The organism is Streptomyces sp. NPDC100445, from assembly GCF_044759735.1.
GTDB lineage: Bacteria > Actinomycetota > Actinomycetes > Streptomycetales > Streptomycetaceae > Streptomyces.
In genome coordinates this window covers 502308-520383 of the sequence record NZ_JBIVZV010000001.1, presented here as the reverse complement: position 1 = coordinate 520383, position 18076 = coordinate 502308, and the positions used below count along the sequence as shown (strand labels likewise).

Below are 18076 nucleotides of genomic sequence, written 5' to 3'. Positions count from 1 at the left end.
CTGTCGGGGGTGCCCGTTCAGTCGGTCCGGGTGGTGCCCGGGTAGGTCTTGCGGAAAGCGGTGACGACGGCGTCGACGTCCTCGTCGGTCATGGCGGCACCCAGACCGATGGTGACGGAGCGGCCGAGGAGCGCCTCGCTGATCCGGAGGCGCGGAGGGCGGTCCCACTCCACGCCCCAGGGCGTACGCCCGTCCCGTACGGCTCGGTTGGCCGTCACCGGCTGCCCCTGGTACATGGTGTGCGCCGGGATGCCCGCGGCGTTCAGGCCGGCGACGAAGCCGCGCGCCTCCAGCCGCGAGTCGAGGAACAGCGTCAGGTCCCCGCCCGAGCCGTCCTCGTCCGGCAGCCGCCGCCAGCGCACCGGCAGATCGGCCGTCTCGGCGCGCACCCGGCGCGCCACGTCGCGCAGCCGCCGGCACATGGGGACCAGCCGGGGGAGCTGCGCGGACAGGATGGCCGCGGTCAGCTCGGTCATGCGCTGGTTGGCGCCGACGAACGGCGGGCTGTCCGCGGTTCCCCGCGTCGCGCCCTTGGAGGTCGTGAACTGGCCGCCCTGGTCCTGGTACCGGGCCACCCGGTCGTACACGTCGGCGTCGGCCACGGTGACCGCGCCGCCCTCGCCGGCGGTGATGTTCTTGTCGAGCTGGAAGCTGAAGGCGCCCGCGTCGCCGAGGCCGCCGACGGGCCGTCCCCGGTAGCTGACGCCGGCGGCCTGCGCCGCGTCCTCGATCACCCGCAGTCCGTGCCGGCGCGCCACCTCCGTGATCGGCCCCATGTCGGCGGCGACGTTGTTGAGGTGGACCGGCATCACGCCCCAGGTCCGCTCGGTGATCCGCTCCTCCAGCTTCGCGGGGTCCAGGGTCAGCGAGTCGTCGACCTCGGCGAAGACGGGGACGCCGCGGGCGGCGACGACGGCGCCGACGCTGCCGACGAAGGTCACGGCCGGCACGATCACCTCCGCCCGGGGCGGGATCGCCAGGCCGATCATCGCTGCGGTGAGCGCGGCGGTGCCGGACGACACGGCGACCGTGTGCGCGACCCCCGCCAGCTCGGAGAACGCGGCCTCGAACGCGTCGGTCCGGTGGCGCAGGTCCGGCCCGTAGTAGCGGAACAGCGACCGGGACCGGATCACCTCCATGGCGGCGGCCGCCTCCTCCTCCCCCCACAGCGCGAGGGCCCGCCAGGTCTCGTAGCGCATGCCCGGGCCGTCGGTCACGCGGCCGCCTCCGTCACCGTGTCGAGGTCCGTCGTGCTGTGGGCCACCACGAAGTCCTCCAGGAAGAGGTAGTCCAGCCGGCTGGGCCCGAAGAACGCCAGCGCCTGTTCGGGGGTCTCCACGATCGGCTCCCCGCGGTCGTTGAAGGAGGTGTTGAGCACGACGGGGACGGAGGTGAGCTCGCCGAACCGTTCCACCAGCTCGTAGAAGGCGCCGTTCGCCTCCGGGGTCAGCGTCTGGACCCGTGCCGTCCCGTCGACGTGGGTGATGGCCGGCACCTCCTGGCGCTTGTCCTCCCGCACCGGCGCGACGAGCAGCATGTACGGGGACTCGATGTCGAGTTCGAAGTACTCCGCGGCCCGGTGGGCGAGGACGGCCGGGGCGAACGGCCGGAACGCCTCGCGGTGCTTGACCTTGCGGTTGAGGATGTCCTTCATCTCCGCGCGGCGCGGGTCGGCGAGGATGCTGCGGTGGCCGAGGGCGCGCGGCCCGAACTCGGAGCCACCGGTGAACCAGCCTATGAGCGCGCCCCGGGGGAGGAGTCCGGCCGCCAGCCGGGCCGGCCGCGCCACGCGGCGGTGGGGCAGCCCCGAGGCGTCGAGGGCGGCTCGGATCTCCTCGGTGCTGTACGAGCGGCCGAGGTAGGTGTGGCGCTGCGGCCGCGGGGCCGTCCTCGGGGCTTTCGGGCCACGCGGCCGCGGCTGCCCGCCGAGGACGTGGTGGCCGTAGTACGCGCAGCCGACCGCGCAGCCGTTGTCACCCGCGGCGGGCTGGGCGAAGACGTCGGTGAACGGTGTGTCGCGCAGGATCTTGCCGTTCGCCACCGAGTTGAGGACCACGCCGCCGGCCAGGCAGAGACGGGAGAGTCCGGTCTCCCGGTGCAGCCAGCGCGCGGCGTGCAGGACGGCGGTCTCCAGCAGGTCCTGGGCCGCCCAGGCGAGGTCGGCGCCCCGGGCGAACCGCTCGTCGCCCTCGAATCCGTCCAGGGCGTGCTCGACGAAGCCCAGCAGTCCGCCGTCCTTCAGGTGCAGCGCGAACCGGCCGTCCGGCAGGAGGTCGAGGTAGCGGTGGAACTCCGTGCGGTAGCGGTCGGTCCCGTAGGGCGCGAGGCCCATGGTCTTGCCGTCCTCGGTGAGGTACCAGCTGCCCTCCTCGTAGAGGGTGAAGCCGATGGCCCGGCTGACCGCCTTGTACATGAAGCCCAGCGAGTGGTCGCTGTCGCCGGCCTGGTAGACCTTGGCCTCCCGCAGGCCGTCGGTGCTCCAGTTGGTCCCGTACACCTTGGAGATCTCGGTGATCTCCGTGCCGTTGCCGACGGACATGGTCATCGTCTCCACGCCGTGCCCCTCGAAGAGGCTGCCGGCCCCGTCGACCACCAGGACCGCCGCCTCGGGGAAGGGGGAGGGCAGGAAGGCGCTGGCGGCGTGGGCCATGTGGTGCCGGACGAGCGTCACGCGGCTGCGGAAGGGGAAGTAGCAGCTGGGCAGGAGGGTGTCGTCCGCGACGATCGCCCCGACCTCGCCGAGCCGGACCCCGCGGGCGGTCAGGCAGTACCGCCAGCACTGGTTCGCGAGTGAATTCACATTGACGGCGTATTTGCGGCGGGTGAGCCGCTCCTCTTCAATACCGACGACGATCTCACCGTTCTCGACGAGGCAGGCCGAGAAGTCATGGTTGGAACCACCGAGCCCGAGAGCCAGCATACTGCCGTCCTTACTGCCAGTTCGGCCTACTGATTTGGCGAGCACGTGGACGTAACGCTACCTTGTTCCAACTGGTGAGCCATCAGACGCATATGAGCCATCCTCCGGTCGGATCGAGTCGCGTTCCAGCCGAAAGGCAAGGGTGCCGGCCGCGCACATTGACCCTCTGTTCGGAGTGAACTTAGACTCGTCGGTCAACGGAGCGTCATGCGTGAAAACGACCCTGGGTTCGGTGATAAGGCATGGCCCTGAAAAGTGAGTTCCGTGAGGCGATGTTCGCACATCGCGACGGTCAGGACCGTCTCAAGCTCCTCATGAATGACATGGTCATCGAGGAGCAGCTGTGCCAGATGCGATGCTCCTACTGCCTGACCGAGGACTTCAACCTCCTCATGCAGGTCCCGGACGCACGGCTGCGCCTGACGACCGACCGCCGGGCGGACTGGCACGAGATCCTCGACGCCTACCACCGTCAGGTGGACAGCCCCATCATGCGCCTCAGCGGCGGCGAGTTCTTCTGGCTGAAGGGCTCCACCGAGTTCGTCGCGGAGTGCAGCGAGAAGTACGAGGTCGTGCAGGTCATCACCAATGGCGCCTTCCTGACGCCGCACCGGCTCCAAGCCCTCGCCGCCCTGGGCAACGTGCAGCTGTGCCTGTCCCTGGACGGCCATACGCTGGAACTGAACGGCCACCGGCTGCCGCCGAAGCAGCACAAGCTCTTCGACGTCATCATGCGCCACCTGGACCACGCGGTGGAACTGGGTATCCCCATCGAGATCCAGTCGGTGCTCAGCGACCTGAACGCCGGCAGTCAGGCGGACTTCGCCGAGTTCCTGCTCGAACGGTACGGCAGTGGCGTGATGCTCTACTTCTTCCCCGTGCGCGGAGAGACCAGGACCACCCACGCGCCGCCCCTCGGCGACCATTTCGCGCCACTCCTGGAACGCTACGACGAACTGTCCGCCGTCCTTCCGCCGCGCGCCTTCGTGGAACACATAGGAAATCAACTGAGCACCGGTGTCCGCACCCTGAGGTGTTACGCGACGGCCACCATGGTCCAGCTCTTCGGCCAGGGAGACGTCTCCTGCTGCCCTTACGCCTGGCTCAAGCCCATGGGCAACATAAAGGAGAGTCCCGAACTGATCCACGAACAGTTCGGAAAACACCAGCACTACGACATGTTCATGCAGTCCCGGCCCCGCTTTCCGTATTGCAAGAGCTGCACCGGACCCATCGACGTGGTCAATCTCTACCTGTTCGGCGGCATCTCCGAGGAGGAGATCGCGCGCTGCGCCCCGTACGCCGGACCCCGCGCGCTGGAACGGCTGCGGGAGCTGAAGTCGGCGTTCACGCCGATGTTCGAGCCGGCCGCGGAACCGCCCGCCCACTGATCCCCGCGGGCGGCGGATTGCCGCAAGATCCGAAGCGTACCGAGGCTTTGAGGAGAGCGATGATTTCCGTGGATGGGATGTCCGGCGACGACTTCGCGGCCGCCGGGCTGCGGAGGCTGCTCACGCTTCCGCAGCACGACCTGCTCACGCTCGCCGGGGACTGGCTCGGTGAACTGGCACCGTGGCGGAACGCCGAGACCCTGTCGGCGATCTCCACCACCATGGCCGCCGAGTCCGTCCTCTCCTCCCTGTTCGTCCTCGGGGAACGGGTGGCGGAGTCCGACGTCCGCTCGGAGGTCCCCGGTCCGCTGCTCGACCTCCTGCTCCGCGCCCGGGTGCTCACCGAGGAGTCGGGAAAGGTGTCGGCCGACTACTGCCTGGTCCGCGGGGACGGCATGTCGCTGCTGGCCGCCTGGCGGGCGGCCGGACGTGACACCGGATCGTACGCCCCCTGGATCGGCACCGACTCGATGACGCTCTCCCGCCTCGTCGCGGCGCGCCGCGACGCGCGCTCGGCCCTGGACCTCGGGTGCGGCACCGGCATCCTCGGACTGTCGGCGGCCAGGAACGGCGCCGAGGTGCTGTCGGTCGACGTCAACCGGGAATGTACGGCGGCCGCGACGTTCAACGCCCATGTCAACGGGCTGGGGGACCGGCTGACCGCCACCGAGGGCGACATCATGTCCCTCTCCCTGGACTCCCGGTTCGATCTCGTCGTCTCCAACCCGCCCTGCCTCCCGCTGCGCCGGGGCTCGCTCGGCTGGCTGGCCGGTGAGGCCGGACTGGACGGCCTGGAGTTCTTCTGGGAACTCCTGCGCCAGGTCCCCCGGCTGCTCACCGAGGACGGCGAGGCACTGCTCCAGGCGGCGGCCTACGGGGACGAGCGGGGGCCGTTCTTCGTCCAGGACCTTCAGGCCGCGCTGCGGGGCCTGAAGGTCTCCGGGCGGCTGCTGTTGCGGCCCTCGACGCCGCCGCGCTGGCCGGCCTTCGCACCCCGCGACGAGCGGCAGCAGCTCACCGGCCCGCTGGGCGACGAGGTCCGGGAGTACGTCACCCGGATCGGTGCCACGCATTACTACGGATTCGTCCTCTCCGTGCGACTCGGCGGCGGGGGTCTGGAGGTCGGCCGCTTCCGGTGATCATCCGGGCGCGCCGAGCCAGTCCGGCCCCAGCTCGGCGCGCTCCAGGGCCGCGACCGCGTCGGTCGCCTCGACGAGGGTCAGCCGCGTGGTGTCGACCAGCCGGACGCCGGGCACGTCGGGCACCTCCGCGTCGAGGTGGCGCTCGGCCAGCCGGCCCTCGACGAAGAGCCGGCCGCCCGCGTCGTTCGCGATCCGGGCGGCCAGTGCCTCCTCGTCGGCCCGCAGCCCGTAGTGGACCGCCTGCGCGCCGAACTCCTCGAACACCTTCTGGAAGCGTTCGTAGACACGGCCGACGAGGACCACCCCGGTGACGACCACGACGCGCGCCCCCCACTCCCGGTAGACCGGCAGGGCGGCGCGCACGGTCGCGGCCATCAGGTCGTACACCTCCTCGCCGCCGTTCCACGGATGGACGATCGGGTCGCAGTCCATCGCGGCGGCCGGGACGCTGTACCGGGTCACCAACTGGTGGCCCAGCCTGGTCTTGCCCACGCCCGGAGCGCCGGTGATCACCACGGCGCGCATCAGTTCGCGGCCTCGCGGACGGTCCCGACCAGACGGAAGCCCAGGTGAGGGACCTTGAGGAGCTTCGCCCCGGACTGGATGTCCAAAAATTTCTGCTTCAGGACCGACGTCACCTTGTTCACGTCCTCCCCGCCCGCGGCCTCGGTGAGTTCCTCACGGGAGACGATCTGGCCCGACCGGTCGGACAGCAGGCGCAGAAGTCCGGCCTCGGCGTCGGTCACGGGCAGCGACTTCGCGGGGGAACTGAGCGCACCGTTGCCGAGGGTGAGCACCTGGGTGTTCTCGGGCGGCGTGACGTTCTTGAGGTAGCTGAGGGTCTCCACGAGCCGCGGCCGCCGCAAGGGGCTGGCCAGGGTGAAGCTGAAGCCGCGGGAGACCGCGGCCAGGACCTCGGTGGCGGAGACGGCGTCCAGTACGGCGACGGGGTAGCCGCCCGCGCGCCTCAGCTCCGCCGCGGACGGGTCGCCCGGCCGGGTGGCGGCGACCCGGTGGAAGGAGACCAGCAGCGCGCCGGCCGGCGGGGCGTGGCCCGCTTCGGGGTCCGTCACGTGCAGGGGCAGACCCACCTCGGCGCATGCCTCCGTGAGGACCGCCAGGTCCGCCGGTATCAGGGACTGAGCCAGTGCGTACATGGGAAACCCTTCAGGATGCGGCGGGGCCGCGGTGGCCGGTCGGGTGGGGGAGACGGTCAGCTGCGCATCAGCCAGACGCGTTCGGCGGCCGGGGCCGCCGGGGAGACAGCGTCCGGCGCCCCCTGCGCCAGACGCGTGTCGTGCCGGCGGATGCGCCGGACGATGCCCTGGCGCACCTGGATGCGGTAGGCGCCCAGCGCCTCGTACTTGGTGAGCGCCGCCGTCTCGTCCACGGGCCGCAGCAGCGGGCGCAGTTCACCGAGTCCGGCGTCGGCCAGGCGCTTGCCGAGCCGCTCGGCGGTCTCCTGCGCGGAGGCGAACAGGGAGTAGGGCTGGTCCTCGTAGAAGGCGAGCCGGGCACCGTCGAGGCCGCCGTCACGCACCAGTCGCAGTACCGCTTCCCGGCAGGCGAGGTGGTCGACGTGACCGCCGACGCCCAGCGGCACGTAGACGGGGCCGGCGCCGTCCAGCAGGGCGGACAGCCGTTCGGTGACGGCGTCGAAGAGCTCCGGCTCCTCCCGTGCGAAACCGTCGGACCAGGCCGGGTCGGTGAAGAAGCCGTCCCGTCTGAGGGCGCGGTCGGCGGCGTCGACGAATCCCAGCAGCTCCGCCCGGGCGCCCAGCACGCGGGCGGCGACCGCTTCCTCGGCCAGCAGCAGGCGCCGGGTCGTCGCCGGGTGCCGGCCGTAGTACGGGTCCTTGGTCCAGGTCTCGACGCTGAAGACGTCGAGGAACCGGCCTCCCTGCCGGGCCACCGTGCCGCCGAGGGCCAGGGCGGCGTCGTCCGGGTGCGGGGACACGATCAGGGGCGGTGCTGCGGTCGCGCGGCCGGGGGTGCGCGGGGGTGGCGCCATGAGCAGCAGTCCGAGCCGCCGCCAGCGGCCGATGGTCTCCCGGTCCGCCGCGGTGAAGCCGGCGAGGGGCCGGCCGCCGTCGCAGCGGAGCAGCAGATCGGCGTCACGGTCCGGCAGCGGGCCGGGCACATCGAGCCGGCGCCCCATGAAGCGGAGCCGGCCGTCGACCGTCTCCACATGCGGCAGGACTGTCGGGCACCATGTGTCAGGAATCTCTGTCATGTAACTCCCGAGCCCGAGCGGTGACGAATGACAGACGTGATATCGCCGGAGCATACCCAGCGGCACCACACGCGCACAGAGCAGGTTCCAGACCGGCAGAAAATGAGGGACGGGTGGCCGAAAATATGCCGCCGGGGCTGTTCTGATCTTTCTTCGCCGACCTTCACCGAGAGGCGGATGGGTTTCCGGTCATTCATTCCGTCCGGGAGGCTGCTTCCGGCGGCATCCACCGGTCCGTACCGGCCGCCGGTAACGCGCCGCGCGGCCTCGGTCGAATTCGCACGTCAGCCGCCCTGCGCTGAGCGCCCCGCCCGGACCAGGACGGTGACCTCCACCAGTACGCCGGCATGGTTGAACAGTCGCCGAACGCAGCGAATTGGCCATGCCGGCGGCTCGGTCGCGACCGCACCATTGCGTGGGAGATCTTCTCCTGTAGCCTCAAAGTTGCGATTTGGCCTGCCGGAGCGATTAGAGGACGAGGCAGTGAATGGAGACTCGCGTACTGCTTGTTCAGCAAGGAGTCTGGGGGAATTCCGCGGCCTCCATGCCGCTGGCCATCGGCTACCTGAAGGCCTACGCCGACGCAGATGAACGCATTCGGCGGCGCATGGACATCTCCATCCGGAACTATCCGGGCGACGCGGCCCTGAACGCCATGGCCCGGGATCTCGTGCGGGACGGGTGTCCCGACATCCTCTGCTTCTCCGTCCTCGGCTGGAACTACCGCGCCTTCGGGGTCCTCGCCGAGACGTTCAAGCAGACCAACCCGCAGGGCTGGGTCATCTTCGGCGGCAACCACGTCGCCCACCAGGCCGAGCGGGTCTTCCGGATGTTCCCGCAGGTCGACGTCGTGGTGAACGGGGAAGGTGAGCTGGTCTTCCGGGACCTGATGAACGGCTACCTCGACGGCGCCCGCCGCACCGCGCTCCACGAGATCAGCGGCGTCTCCTTCCGGGAGGCCGACGGGAACCTGGTGACGACCCCCGAGCGCGAACGCATCGAGGATCTCGAGATCCTGCCCTCGCCCATCCTGACCGGAGCGGTGCCCCTCGTCGACGAAAAGGGCCGTTTCCTCTACGACTACGCGCTCATGGAGACGAACCGCGGGTGCCCGTACAAGTGCGCCTTCTGTTATTGGGGAGGTGCTACCGGACAGAAGATGCGGGCGTTCTCCCGAGAGCGGCTGCGGGCGGAACTCGAGGTGCTCGGTCGGCACGGCGCGGAGATCCTCATGCTCGCCGATTCAAATTTCGGACTCCTGCGTCAGGACGAGGAATTCCTCGACGATCTGCTCCGGGTGCGCAGCACCTACGGTTTCCCGAGGAGACTCGAGACCTCCTGGGCGAAGAACAAGTCTCCCGGCTTCTACCGCATCATGGACAAGATGAAGCAGTCCGGGATGCACAGCGCGTTCATCCTCGCTCTTCAGACGATGGACGATTCCGTGCTGGATCTCATGCGCCGCCGGAACATGAAGCTGAACGACTGGGAAAGCCTCGTCGCCTGGCTCACGGAACACGGCATCACACCGTATCTCGAACTGATCTGGGGAGCGCCGGGCGAGACGATCGCCTCGTTCCTGGACGGTTACGACCGGGCGGCACGACATACGCCGTTCATTGCCGTGCATCCGCTGATGCTGCTCCCGAACACCGAGTACCACGACAAGCGGGAGCAGCACGGACTGGTGACCGTGCGCGGTGAGCAGGATGATTTCGACTACGTGCTCGCCCACCGGACCATGACCCTCGCGGACAACGAGCGCATGCTCCGTTTCATCTGCTGGAACCGGGTACTGGCCCGGAGCCTGTTGCTGCACAACATCTGGGTCGCCCTGCGCGAGCTCGCCGGCATCCCCCAGTCACGGGTCATCCTCAGCTTCTCCGACTGGATCGAGGAGAGCGGCGACCCCGAGGCGCGACAGCTGCACGCGGTCGCCAAGCCGGCCGGTTCCGCCAGCGAACTCGTCGACCCCAACGTCTGGCGGCTGCTCACCAAACGGCTGCTGCGGCAGTGGTGGCAGGAGGCCATGCGCCCCGACGTGCCCGCACACCTGCTGCCGCTCCTCGACGAGGTGTTCCGGTACGACCTGCTGTGCCAGCCCGTCCGCCCGCTGCCCGACGGTTCGGGCCCCGAGGAGGACCTCCCGGTCGTCACGAAGTACGGGGAGCGCTGGTACCTGCGCGGCGACGCGGAGTTCACCCACCCCGTGCCCCGGCTGATCGCCGCGCTGCGGCGCGGGGAGACGGTGAGCACGGAACCGGAGCGCCATACCGAGGACTTCTACTACCGCGTCGAGTTCGGCGGCGACCTCCAGCACTACTTCCGCATGGACCGCTTCCGCGGCCTGACCGAGCAGCAGCTCGACGAACAGTTCACGAAGGTCTGACCGAGACCCTGACAACGGGAGACGAGAGACGATGGACCGCGCCGGACTCATACGGGAGCTCCACGAGATCGCAGCGGGCATGACCAAGAGCGAGCACCGGCCGGCTCCCGAGGAGGGTGACGCAAGCCTCGTGCAGCAGTACGGATTCAGCTCCCTGGACGCCCTGGAGTACCTGCTGATCCTCGAGGAGAAGTTCGATGTCGTCTTCGAGGACGAGGACCTGACGGAGGAGACGCTCTTCTCCATCGAGGGCCTCGCCACCTACATCATCGAGCAGAGGGCCGGCGAGAGCCGCTCCCTGACGTGACGGCCATGAAGCCCACGGCCGCGCGGCCGGGTGGAGCGGCCGGCGAGGTGTCGGTCAGTGTGGTCGTGCCGACCCGGGACCGGACCACACGCCTGCTGCTCACGCTGACGGCCCTGGCGCACCAGACCCTGGACCGTGAGCGGTTCGAGGTCATCCTGGTCGACGACGCGCCCGAGCGCGGTGCCGTGGCGCAGGTGCTGTCGGCCGGACCGACCGGACTGCCCATCCGGTCGGCCGTTACGGGCGGGCGTGGTGTGGCGTGCGCGCGCAACACCGGGGCAGGACTGGCCCGCGGGGAGGTCCTGCTCTTCCTCGACGACGACACGCTGGCCACGGCGGGACTGCTGGAGGCGCACCTCGCGGCCCACGGCGGCGCCGGTGCCGCCGTGGTGCACGGCGGCATCACCGACCTGTCCGCGTTCGCGCTGACGCCAGATCCCCGGCCGCTTCAGACGGCCCTGACCGGCGTCCGCGGGCGGCGGATCGACCCGGGCGGCGTCGCCGGCCTCGGTTCCCGCGTCCGCCACCTCGGGCCGCGTCTGTCGTTCATCGAGAGAACCGCCCGCGAGGTGGCCCGGTCACCCGACTACGCCGGGCTGCGCTGGCTGACCTGCGTCGGGACGAACACCAGCGTCCGGCGCACGGTGTTCGAACGGATCGGCGGCTTCGACGAGCACTACGGGGAGCTGTGGGGCGGCGAGGACCTCGAACTCGGGTTGCGGCTCGCCGGCTCGGGCACCCGGTTCGAACTCCTCGACGCGATCGCCTACCACCTGCCGACGGCGCGTCGGGACACCGGCGACCTCCTGCCCAGGTTCTGGCACCGGGTCGCCGACCGGCACGGCGACCCGCGCCTCGCGGACGTGGGCACCTTCCTCGCCGGCCGGCTCCCCCTCGGTGAACTGGCCAGGCGGCTGGCCCGGGTGGACGACGCCGTGGCACCCGGCACGGCGGTGTCATGACGACCCCGCAGGCAGCCACGGTGATCGTGGGCGGTACCGCCCCCCGGATGCTGGACGGCCTGCGCTCCCGGCGGGACCTGTCCGTCCGCGCGGCGGGCGAGACCCTGGGTGCCGCCTTCGTCGACGTACTGTCCACGGCGCTGGGTCACCTGCCCGCCGCCCTGCGGACCGCCGTCCCCGTGGTGCTGGCGGCCACGGACTACTGCGTCACGGCCACCACCCGGTACGTCAGCCGGTGCGTGGAGGCGGAGGCGGGGGGCCGCAGGCTGCGGCCGTCCGAGGCCATGACCCCGGAACCGGCGCAGCTGCTCCAGGAACTGGCGGCGGCCGGTGGCTGGGACGGTCCGGGATATGTGCTGATCAGCCCGCGTGCGGCCACCTTGCAGGCGGTGCGCTGGGCATGGGGCACGATCGGTGCGGGGCTGCACGAGGCGATGGTGGTGTGCGAGCTGGTGCGCGACCCGCACGGCGACGGCTACCGGATCGCGGCCGCCCCGGTGACCGCCGCCGCCCGCCCCGTGACCGCCGTCGGCGCCCGTCCCGCGCCCGATGGCGGCGGCGCCCGTCCCGCGCCCGCCGACGGCGCCGCCCGGCCCGCATCCGACGGCGAGGCCCGTCCCGTGCTCGCCGGCGGTGAAGCCGGGCCCGTGCCCGACGGCGGAGCCCGTCCCGCGCCCGCCGGCGGTGAAGCCGGGCCCGTGCCCGCCGGCGGAGCCCGTCCCGCGCCCGCCGGCGGTGAAGCCGGGCCCGTGCCCGACGGCGGAGCCCGCCCCGCGCCCGCCGGCGGTGAAGCCGGGCCCGCATCCGACGGCGGAGCCCGTCCCGCGCCCGCCGGCGGTGAAGCCGGGCCCGTGCCCGACGGCGGAGCCCGCCCCGTGCCTGATAGCGGCGGCGCTCGCCGCGCATCCGCCGTCGGCGAGGCCCGTCCCGTGCCCGCCGTCGGCGAGGCCCGTCCCGTGCCCGCCGTCGGCGAGGCCCGTCCCGTGCCCGCCGTCGGCGAGGCCCGTCCCGCGCCCGCCGACGGCCCCGACGGCCCCGGACGGACGGCCACGCGACGCCCACGGCGGTCGGCGGGGTCGTCGGTGGTGCTCTCCGGCACCGGTCTGGTCACCGCCTTCGGGGACGGTGGGACCGTGTTCTGGGAGAGCCTGCTGGCCGGCGGACGGGGTCTGGGCGAGCTGACCCGGTTCGACGCGTCCCGGTTCCGCGGCACCACCGTGTGCCAGACGGACGTGGAGGCGGGGACCGGACAGCCGACGCGCCGCGCGCTGGTCGACCGGGCACGCTCCGAGGCACTGCGGGAGGCCGGACTCACCGAGCTGCCGGACCGGGCCCTGCTGGTGTACGCCGGGGTGGTCCCGCACCTCCCGCGGGTCGATGACGCGCCCCGGATCGACGAGATAGCGCTGGAGCCCGACTGGGACGGGGACGGCTCCGGTGTCGCCCCGCGGAACGCGGTGCTGATGGCACACGCCTGCGCGTCCGGGGCCTTCGGACTCGCCATGGCGCGCGAGTGGCTGTTGTGCGGGCTGGCCGACACGGCGGTCGTCACCGGGGTGTCGGCCCTCAACGCGTACGACTACGCCTGCCTCGACACGTTGCGCGCGACGAGTACGACCGCCGCCCGCCCGTTCGACGAGGACCGCTCCGGCGTCACCGTCGGGGAAGGCGCCGGGGTGATCGTGCTGGAGACCGCCGAGCACGCCGCGGCCCGCGGACACGTCCCCCTGGCGACGCTCAGCGGGATCTCCTGCCGGGTGGCGGGTCAGGGCATCAGCCGGCTGAACGCGCACATCGGCGCCGCATGCATGCGGGAGGCGCTGGCCATGGCCGGGCTCACCACCGTCGACTACGTCCACGGCCACGCCCCCGGCACCCGGCAGGGCGACGAGGCCGAACTGCTGGCCCTGGACCGGATCGGCGCCGAACACGGTTGGCGGGACGTCCCGGTCAGTTCGTACAAGGGGGCGGCCGGTCATCTGCTGCACGCCTCGGTGTTCCCCGGTGTCGTGGCGGCGGTCCGGGCCCTGCGCCACGAGGTGCTCCCGGGCACACCCGGACTGCGCGAGCCCATGGACGCGCGGCACGTGCGGGTGCTGCGCGATCCGGAGCCCTGTGCCGGGATTCGTTCCGTGATGGTCGACAACTTCGGGTTCGGCGGCAACAACGCCGCGTTCCTCCTCACGAGGGGCGCGGCCGGGCGCATGGAGTGGAGTAGGGATGGCTGACGCGGTGCTGATGACACCACGGGAGATCCTCACCGGATTCTCCAGTGTCAACAATCAGAACGTCCTGATCAACGATGACGAGTACCTCCGCCTGGACCCGGCGATGCGCCTGTTCTACGAGAAGGTCCGGGAGAACCTGGGTGTGGCCTGCATCGCCGGTCACCTGAGGTCCTGCGGGTATTCGGTGCGGGCGCTGAACCTGCACGGGCGCAACCCCAGCGACGAGGCGATCACCGATCTGATCCGGCGGGAGCGGCCGCGGTTCGTCGGTATCAGCATCATGTACGACCTGCACATCATCGACGCGGTCCGGTTGCTGCGCTGCGTCCGCAAAGCGGATCCCTCGGTGTTCGTCGCGATCGGCGGGGCGTTCTGCACGTACAACGCCAAGCTGATAGCCGAGCGGATCCCGGAGGCGGACTGCGTGGCCTTCGGCGAGGGCGAACTCACCGTCGAGGGCGTCATGGAGTGCCTGGCCGCGGGCCGGGACTGGCGCGGCGTGCCCGGACTGTGGTTCTGGCGCGACGGCCGCGTCCGCAGCAGCGGCCCGCCGAAACTCCCCGACCTCACCAAGGAGCCGTGGCCCGCCCGGGACCTGCTCGTCCACCACCGTGACAACGGCATCCCGACGCCCGTGGCATCGACGTACACCAGCCGCGGCTGCCACGCCAAGTGCACCTTCTGCTACGTGCCCCGAGCCCCCGGTGTCGTGGCCGGCGAAGCCTGGCGGGTCCGCTCGCCGGTCGACGTCGTGGACGAGATCGAGTTCCTCCAGCGGGAGTTCGGGACCCGGTTCCTCTGGTTCAACGACGACAACTTCGGCGGCGCCTTCCAGGAGGGCTACCAGCACGCCGTCGGTTTCGCCGAGGAGATCCTCCGCCGGAACCTGGACATCTCCTTCCACAGTGAGTTCCGCGTCGACACCGGACTCATCGACCGGGAGGCGCTGCGCACCCTGCGCCGGGCGGGAATGGCCTCCGCGCTGCTCGGCATGGAGACCGGGGCCCCGGGAATGGCCAAGCGGTTCCGCAAGGGAACCATGGTGGAGTACAACTTCGACGCCGCCCGCATCTTCCGGCAGGAGGGCATCGAACTCGAACCCGGCTGGATCATGGTCGAACCGGGTACGACCCTCGACGAACTCTGGGAGAACCTCCAGTTCATCGTGGCCGCCGGCATCGCCACGAGCGAGAACCCGTTCTCCTTCATCAGCCGCGCCATCGCCCTGCGCGGCACGGAGATGTACGACAAGATCTCCGACCCCGAGCCCCCCGAACTCCCCGACGTCGAGGGACCGGCCAGGGACGTCCTGCTGGAGGCCCGCCGGGAGTACCGGATCCCCGACCAGCGGGTCGAGGACGTGTGGGCGGCCTGGAGCAAGGTCAGCGCGGAGGTCGCCGACCACAAGGAAGAGCTGCCCTTCGTCGCCCAGCTGATCGTGGACGCGACCCGGGTGCGCAGGTCCCGCGGCGAGCAGGGCCTGCGCCCACTGCTGAGCCGGCTGCGCGGCTGGGTCGAGGGCCTGCCGGACCTGCTGGTCGCCTTCCTCAACGTCGGGCTGCTGCTCGCGGACGAGAACCCGCCCCGGCTCGCCGAGCGGCTGGAGGCGGAACTGCGCACGCTGGTCGACGCCTACGACAGCGGCGTCCTGGGCCGGCCCTATCCGGTGTTCGTCGAAGAGACCAAGAGGCTGTGCGGAGAACAGGCGATGGCCGGCTGATCCGGCCGGTGCCGGGACGCGCACGCAAGGACGAGAAAGGAGACCGGACATGGCGGATGTGGTCCTGCTGACCCCTCGGGAGATCCCCACCGGCGCCGCGAGCCTGAACAACCAGAACGTCCTGATCAACGACGAGGAGTACCTGTCCCTCGACCCGGCGATGCGCCTGTTCTACAAGCGCGTCCGGGAGAACCTGGGCGTGGCCTGCATCGCCGGCCACCTGAGGTCCTGCGGGTATTCGGTGCGGGCGCTGAACCTGCACGGGCGCAACCCCAGCGACGAGGCGATCGTCGACCTGATCCGGCGGGAGCGGCCGCGGTTCGTCGGCATCAGCATCATGTACGACCTGCACATCATCGACGCGGTCCGGTTGCTGCGCTGCGTCCGCGAGGCCGATCCCTCGGTGTTCGTCGCGATCGGCGGGGCGTTCTGCACGTACAACGCCAAGCTGATAGCCGAGCGGATCCCGGAGGCGGACTGCGTGGCCTTCGGGGAGGGCGAACTCACCGTCGAGGGCCTCATGGAGTGCCTCGCCGCGGGCCGCGACTGGCACGGTGTGCCCGGACTGTGGTTCTGGCAGGACGGCCGCGTCCGCAGCAGCGGCGTACCCAAGCTGCCCGACCTCGCCCAGGAGCCGTGGCCCGCCCGGGACCTGCTCGTCCACCACCGCGACAACGGCATCCCCACGCCGCGCGCGTCGACGTACACCAGCCGCGGCTGCCACGCCAAGTGCACCTTCTGCTACGCGCCCCGGCAGCCCGGAGTGGTGGACGGGTACTGGCGCGTACGGCCGGTGGAGGACGCGGTCGACGAGATCGAGTACCTCCAGCGGGAGTTCGGCACCCGGTTCCTCTGGTTCAACGACGACAACTTCGGCGGCGCCTTCCAGGACGGCTACCACCACGCCGTCGGATTCGCCGAGGAGATCCTCCGCCGCGGCCTCGACATCTCCTTCCACTGCGAGTTCCGCGTCGACACCGGACTCATCGACCGGGAGGCGCTGCGCACCCTGCGCAGGGCCGGCATGGACCTGGCGCTACTCGGCATGGAGACCGGGTCGCCCGGCATGATGAAGCGGTTCCGCAAGGGCACCACCGTCGAGTACAACTTCGACGCCGCCCGCATGTTCAAGCAGGAGGGCATCGAACTCGAACCCGGCTGGATCATGATCGAACCGGGTACGACCGTCGACGAACTGTGGGAGAATCTCAAGTTCATCGTGGCCGCCCGGGTGCACGAGAGCGAGAACCCGTTCTTCCTGATCAACCGGGCCATCGCACTGCGCGGCACCGAGATCTACGAGAAGGCCACCCGCTACGAGGAGCCCGACATCCCCGGGGTGGAGGGCGCCGCCTCGGAGGTGCTGCGCCACGCCCGCCGCGACTACCGCGTCGAGGACGAGCGCGTGGAACACCTGTGGACGGCCTGGAGCCGGGTCTCCTCGGAGATCAACGACCGCAAGGAGAACGAGGTCCCGTTCCTGGCGCAGAGCATCGCGGACGCCGTCCGTGCCCGGCGCGGCACCGGCGCCGAGTCCCTGCGCCCCCTGCTGGGCCGGCTGCGCCGCTGGGACCAGGGGCTCGCCGGACTGCTCGTCGCCTTCCTCAACGCGGGGCTGCTGCTCGCGGACGAGAACCCGCCCGGACTCGCCGACCGGCTGGAGACCGAACTGCGCGCCATGATCTCCGCCTACGACCGCGAACACCTCGGCCACGCCTTCCCGGACTTCGTCGTCGAGACCGCCAGGGCGTGCGGCGAGCACGCCCTCGCCCAGGTGAGGGGCTGACCGATGGCCGGCGAGAGGATCCGGTTCGCGGCCGTGGGCTGCGGAAGGGTGTTCCAGCGCTACCACCTGCCCTGCGCCGACGCCCGCGACGCCATGGAGCTGGTGGGTGTGGTGGACACCGACGTCGAGCGGGCCCGCGCGCTGGTGGCGGACCGTCCGCGGGTGTGGACCGGCACCCGCGTCGACCGGCTGGTCCAGGAGGCACGGCCGGACGTGATCAGCGTCTGCACGCCCAACGACGCGCACGCGGAGCCGGTCCTGGCGGCCCTGGACGCCGGCATCGCGGTGCTCTGCGAGAAGCCCCTCGCCGCCACGGTGGCGGAGGCGCGCCGGATGGCCGCCCATCCGGCGGCCGAGAAACTGCTGGCAGTCAACATGCCCTTCCGCTTCCACCCGCTGCTGGAGGCGTTCGCCGGCGCGGCACGGACCGGCGCGCGGCGCGTCGACTTCACCATCGCCACTCCCGGCAACAGGGTGTGGCGGGCCTGCACCCCCTGGTACGGCGACGCGCGGCGGGCCGGCGGCGGCGCGCTCCTGGACCTGGGGCCGCACGCCATCGACCTGCTCATGACGGTCTTCGGGCCACCGGAGGTCGTGGCGTGCGAGGTGGACGCGCCGGGCGTCGAGGAGCGGGTCCGGCTGGAGCTGTCGTTCCGGGGCGTGCCGGCGACGCTGCGGATCGACCGGGCCGCACGCAGACTGGAGACGTCGGTCACCGTCACCACCGCGGCCGGTGACCACGTCCTGGACCTGCGCCGCAACGAGCTGCGCCTGGCGGACGGCACGGTCGAGGCGGCCGGACAGCACCCTGAACTCGCCGCCATCTCGGCCTGTTTCGACCTCCTGACCGGCGCCACCGCCCCGCACGGGAAGGTGAGCGCCCGGGACGCCCTGGAGGTCCAGCTCGTCGTGGAGTCGGCATACGAGCACGCCAGGGAGGCGAACGGTCCCCTCCGACAGGGCGGGTGACGGGCATCGTCCGAGGACGCGGGCCCACT

General features: G+C 71.1%; 14 protein-coding genes. 9 read left to right on the top strand and 5 right to left on the bottom strand.

Annotated elements, in window-relative coordinates; genetic code table 11:
- Positions 1-17 precede the first annotated feature (17 nt).
- Positions 18-1217 (bottom strand): DegT/DnrJ/EryC1/StrS family aminotransferase, encoded by a 1200-nt coding sequence (locus tag ACIQVT_RS02290; RefSeq protein ID WP_403746084.1) that lies wholly within the window; start codon positions 1215-1217, stop codon positions 18-20.
- Positions 1214-2920, bottom strand: a complete 1707-nt coding sequence (locus tag ACIQVT_RS02285) for a carbamoyltransferase (RefSeq protein ID WP_403746082.1) — start codon at positions 2918-2920, stop codon at positions 1214-1216. Before ACIQVT_RS02285 ends, ACIQVT_RS02290 begins: the two co-directional genes overlap by 4 nt.
- 242 nt (positions 2921-3162) lie before the next feature.
- Here ACIQVT_RS02285 and ACIQVT_RS02280 point away from each other — a divergent pair, with 242 nt between their 5' ends.
- Entirely contained in the window at positions 3163-4311 is a 1149-nt protein-coding gene (locus tag ACIQVT_RS02280; protein ID WP_403746077.1) for a radical SAM protein, read from the top strand.
- 59 nt (positions 4312-4370) lie between these two features.
- On the top strand, positions 4371-5450 hold the full coding sequence (locus ACIQVT_RS02275) for a methyltransferase (RefSeq protein WP_403746075.1): 1080 nt from the start codon (positions 4371-4373) through the stop codon (positions 5448-5450).
- On the opposite strand, the gene ACIQVT_RS02270 is transcribed toward ACIQVT_RS02275, so the two are convergent.
- From ACIQVT_RS02270 to ACIQVT_RS02260, 3 genes are read right to left on the bottom strand one after another with little or no spacing between them, the layout of a single operon-like run.
- On the bottom strand, positions 5451-5978 hold the full coding sequence (locus tag ACIQVT_RS02270; protein ID WP_403746072.1) for a hypothetical protein: 528 nt from the start codon (positions 5976-5978) through the stop codon (positions 5451-5453). It abuts the gene before it with no gap.
- Positions 5978-6610, bottom strand: coding sequence for a transcriptional regulator (locus ACIQVT_RS02265; protein ID WP_403746070.1), 633 nt, complete (start codon positions 6608-6610; stop codon positions 5978-5980). The genes ACIQVT_RS02270 and ACIQVT_RS02265 overlap by 1 nt, the downstream gene beginning before the upstream one ends.
- Positions 6611-6666: 56 nt before the next feature.
- The gene (locus ACIQVT_RS02260) at positions 6667-7686 is read right to left on the bottom strand and encodes a PIG-L deacetylase family protein (protein WP_403746067.1); all 1020 of its coding nucleotides are present in this window, start codon (positions 7684-7686) and stop codon (positions 6667-6669) included.
- A gap of 487 nt (positions 7687-8173) precedes the next feature.
- Here ACIQVT_RS02260 and ACIQVT_RS02255 point away from each other — a divergent pair, with 487 nt between their 5' ends.
- The 7 genes from ACIQVT_RS02255 to ACIQVT_RS02225 all read left to right on the top strand — a co-directional run bounded on the left by ACIQVT_RS02255 (position 8174) and on the right by ACIQVT_RS02225 (position 18047).
- On the top strand, positions 8174-10075 hold the full coding sequence (locus tag ACIQVT_RS02255; protein ID WP_403746064.1) for a KedN5 family methylcobalamin-dependent radical SAM C-methyltransferase: 1902 nt from the start codon (positions 8174-8176) through the stop codon (positions 10073-10075).
- Positions 10076-10154: 79 nt separating this feature from the next.
- Positions 10155-10382, top strand: a complete 228-nt coding sequence (locus ACIQVT_RS02250) for an acyl carrier protein (protein WP_403746062.1) — start codon at positions 10155-10157, stop codon at positions 10380-10382.
- 5 nt (positions 10383-10387) lie between these two features.
- Positions 10388-11344, top strand: a complete 957-nt coding sequence (locus tag ACIQVT_RS02245; protein WP_403746057.1) for a glycosyltransferase family 2 protein — start codon at positions 10388-10390, stop codon at positions 11342-11344.
- A complete protein-coding gene (locus tag ACIQVT_RS02240) occupies positions 11341-13572 on the top strand; it encodes a beta-ketoacyl synthase N-terminal-like domain-containing protein (RefSeq protein ID WP_403746054.1) in 2232 nt (743 codons plus the stop codon). Before ACIQVT_RS02245 ends, ACIQVT_RS02240 begins: the two co-directional genes overlap by 4 nt.
- Positions 13565-15292 (top strand): B12-binding domain-containing radical SAM protein, encoded by a 1728-nt coding sequence (locus tag ACIQVT_RS02235; protein WP_403746051.1) that lies wholly within the window; start codon positions 13565-13567, stop codon positions 15290-15292. Before ACIQVT_RS02240 ends, ACIQVT_RS02235 begins: the two co-directional genes overlap by 8 nt.
- 49 nt (positions 15293-15341) lie before the next feature.
- On the top strand, positions 15342-17078 hold the full coding sequence (locus tag ACIQVT_RS02230; protein WP_403746048.1) for a B12-binding domain-containing radical SAM protein: 1737 nt from the start codon (positions 15342-15344) through the stop codon (positions 17076-17078).
- Between the two features lie 3 nt (positions 17079-17081).
- Positions 17082-18047, top strand: a complete 966-nt coding sequence (locus ACIQVT_RS02225) for a Gfo/Idh/MocA family oxidoreductase (RefSeq protein WP_403746046.1) — start codon at positions 17082-17084, stop codon at positions 18045-18047.
- Positions 18048-18076: the final 29 nt, after the last annotated feature.

Excerpts from the sequence above, each read along its gene's own strand:
- ACIQVT_RS02285 (WP_403746082.1), bottom strand. The coding sequence starts at position 2,920 with ATGCTGGCTCTCGGGCTCGGTGGTTCCAACCATGACTTCTCGGCCTGC.
- ACIQVT_RS02280 (WP_403746077.1), top strand. The coding sequence starts at position 3,163 with ATGGCCCTGAAAAGTGAGTTCCGTGAGGCGATGTTCGCACATCGCGAC.
- ACIQVT_RS02275 (WP_403746075.1), top strand. The coding sequence starts at position 4,371 with ATGATTTCCGTGGATGGGATGTCCGGCGACGACTTCGCGGCCGCCGGG.
- ACIQVT_RS02270 (WP_403746072.1), bottom strand. The coding sequence starts at position 5,978 with ATGCGCGCCGTGGTGATCACCGGCGCTCCGGGCGTGGGCAAGACCAGG.
- ACIQVT_RS02265 (WP_403746070.1), bottom strand. The coding sequence starts at position 6,610 with ATGTACGCACTGGCTCAGTCCCTGATACCGGCGGACCTGGCGGTCCTC.
- ACIQVT_RS02260 (WP_403746067.1), bottom strand. The coding sequence starts at position 7,686 with ATGACAGAGATTCCTGACACATGGTGCCCGACAGTCCTGCCGCATGTG.
- ACIQVT_RS02255 (WP_403746064.1), top strand. The coding sequence starts at position 8,174 with ATGGAGACTCGCGTACTGCTTGTTCAGCAAGGAGTCTGGGGGAATTCC.
- ACIQVT_RS02250 (WP_403746062.1), top strand. The coding sequence starts at position 10,155 with ATGACCAAGAGCGAGCACCGGCCGGCTCCCGAGGAGGGTGACGCAAGC.
- ACIQVT_RS02245 (WP_403746057.1), top strand. The coding sequence starts at position 10,388 with ATGAAGCCCACGGCCGCGCGGCCGGGTGGAGCGGCCGGCGAGGTGTCG.
- ACIQVT_RS02240 (WP_403746054.1), top strand. The coding sequence starts at position 11,341 with ATGACGACCCCGCAGGCAGCCACGGTGATCGTGGGCGGTACCGCCCCC.
- ACIQVT_RS02235 (WP_403746051.1), top strand. The coding sequence starts at position 13,565 with ATGGCTGACGCGGTGCTGATGACACCACGGGAGATCCTCACCGGATTC.
- ACIQVT_RS02230 (WP_403746048.1), top strand. The coding sequence starts at position 15,342 with ATGGCGGATGTGGTCCTGCTGACCCCTCGGGAGATCCCCACCGGCGCC.
- ACIQVT_RS02225 (WP_403746046.1), top strand. The coding sequence starts at position 17,082 with ATGGCCGGCGAGAGGATCCGGTTCGCGGCCGTGGGCTGCGGAAGGGTG.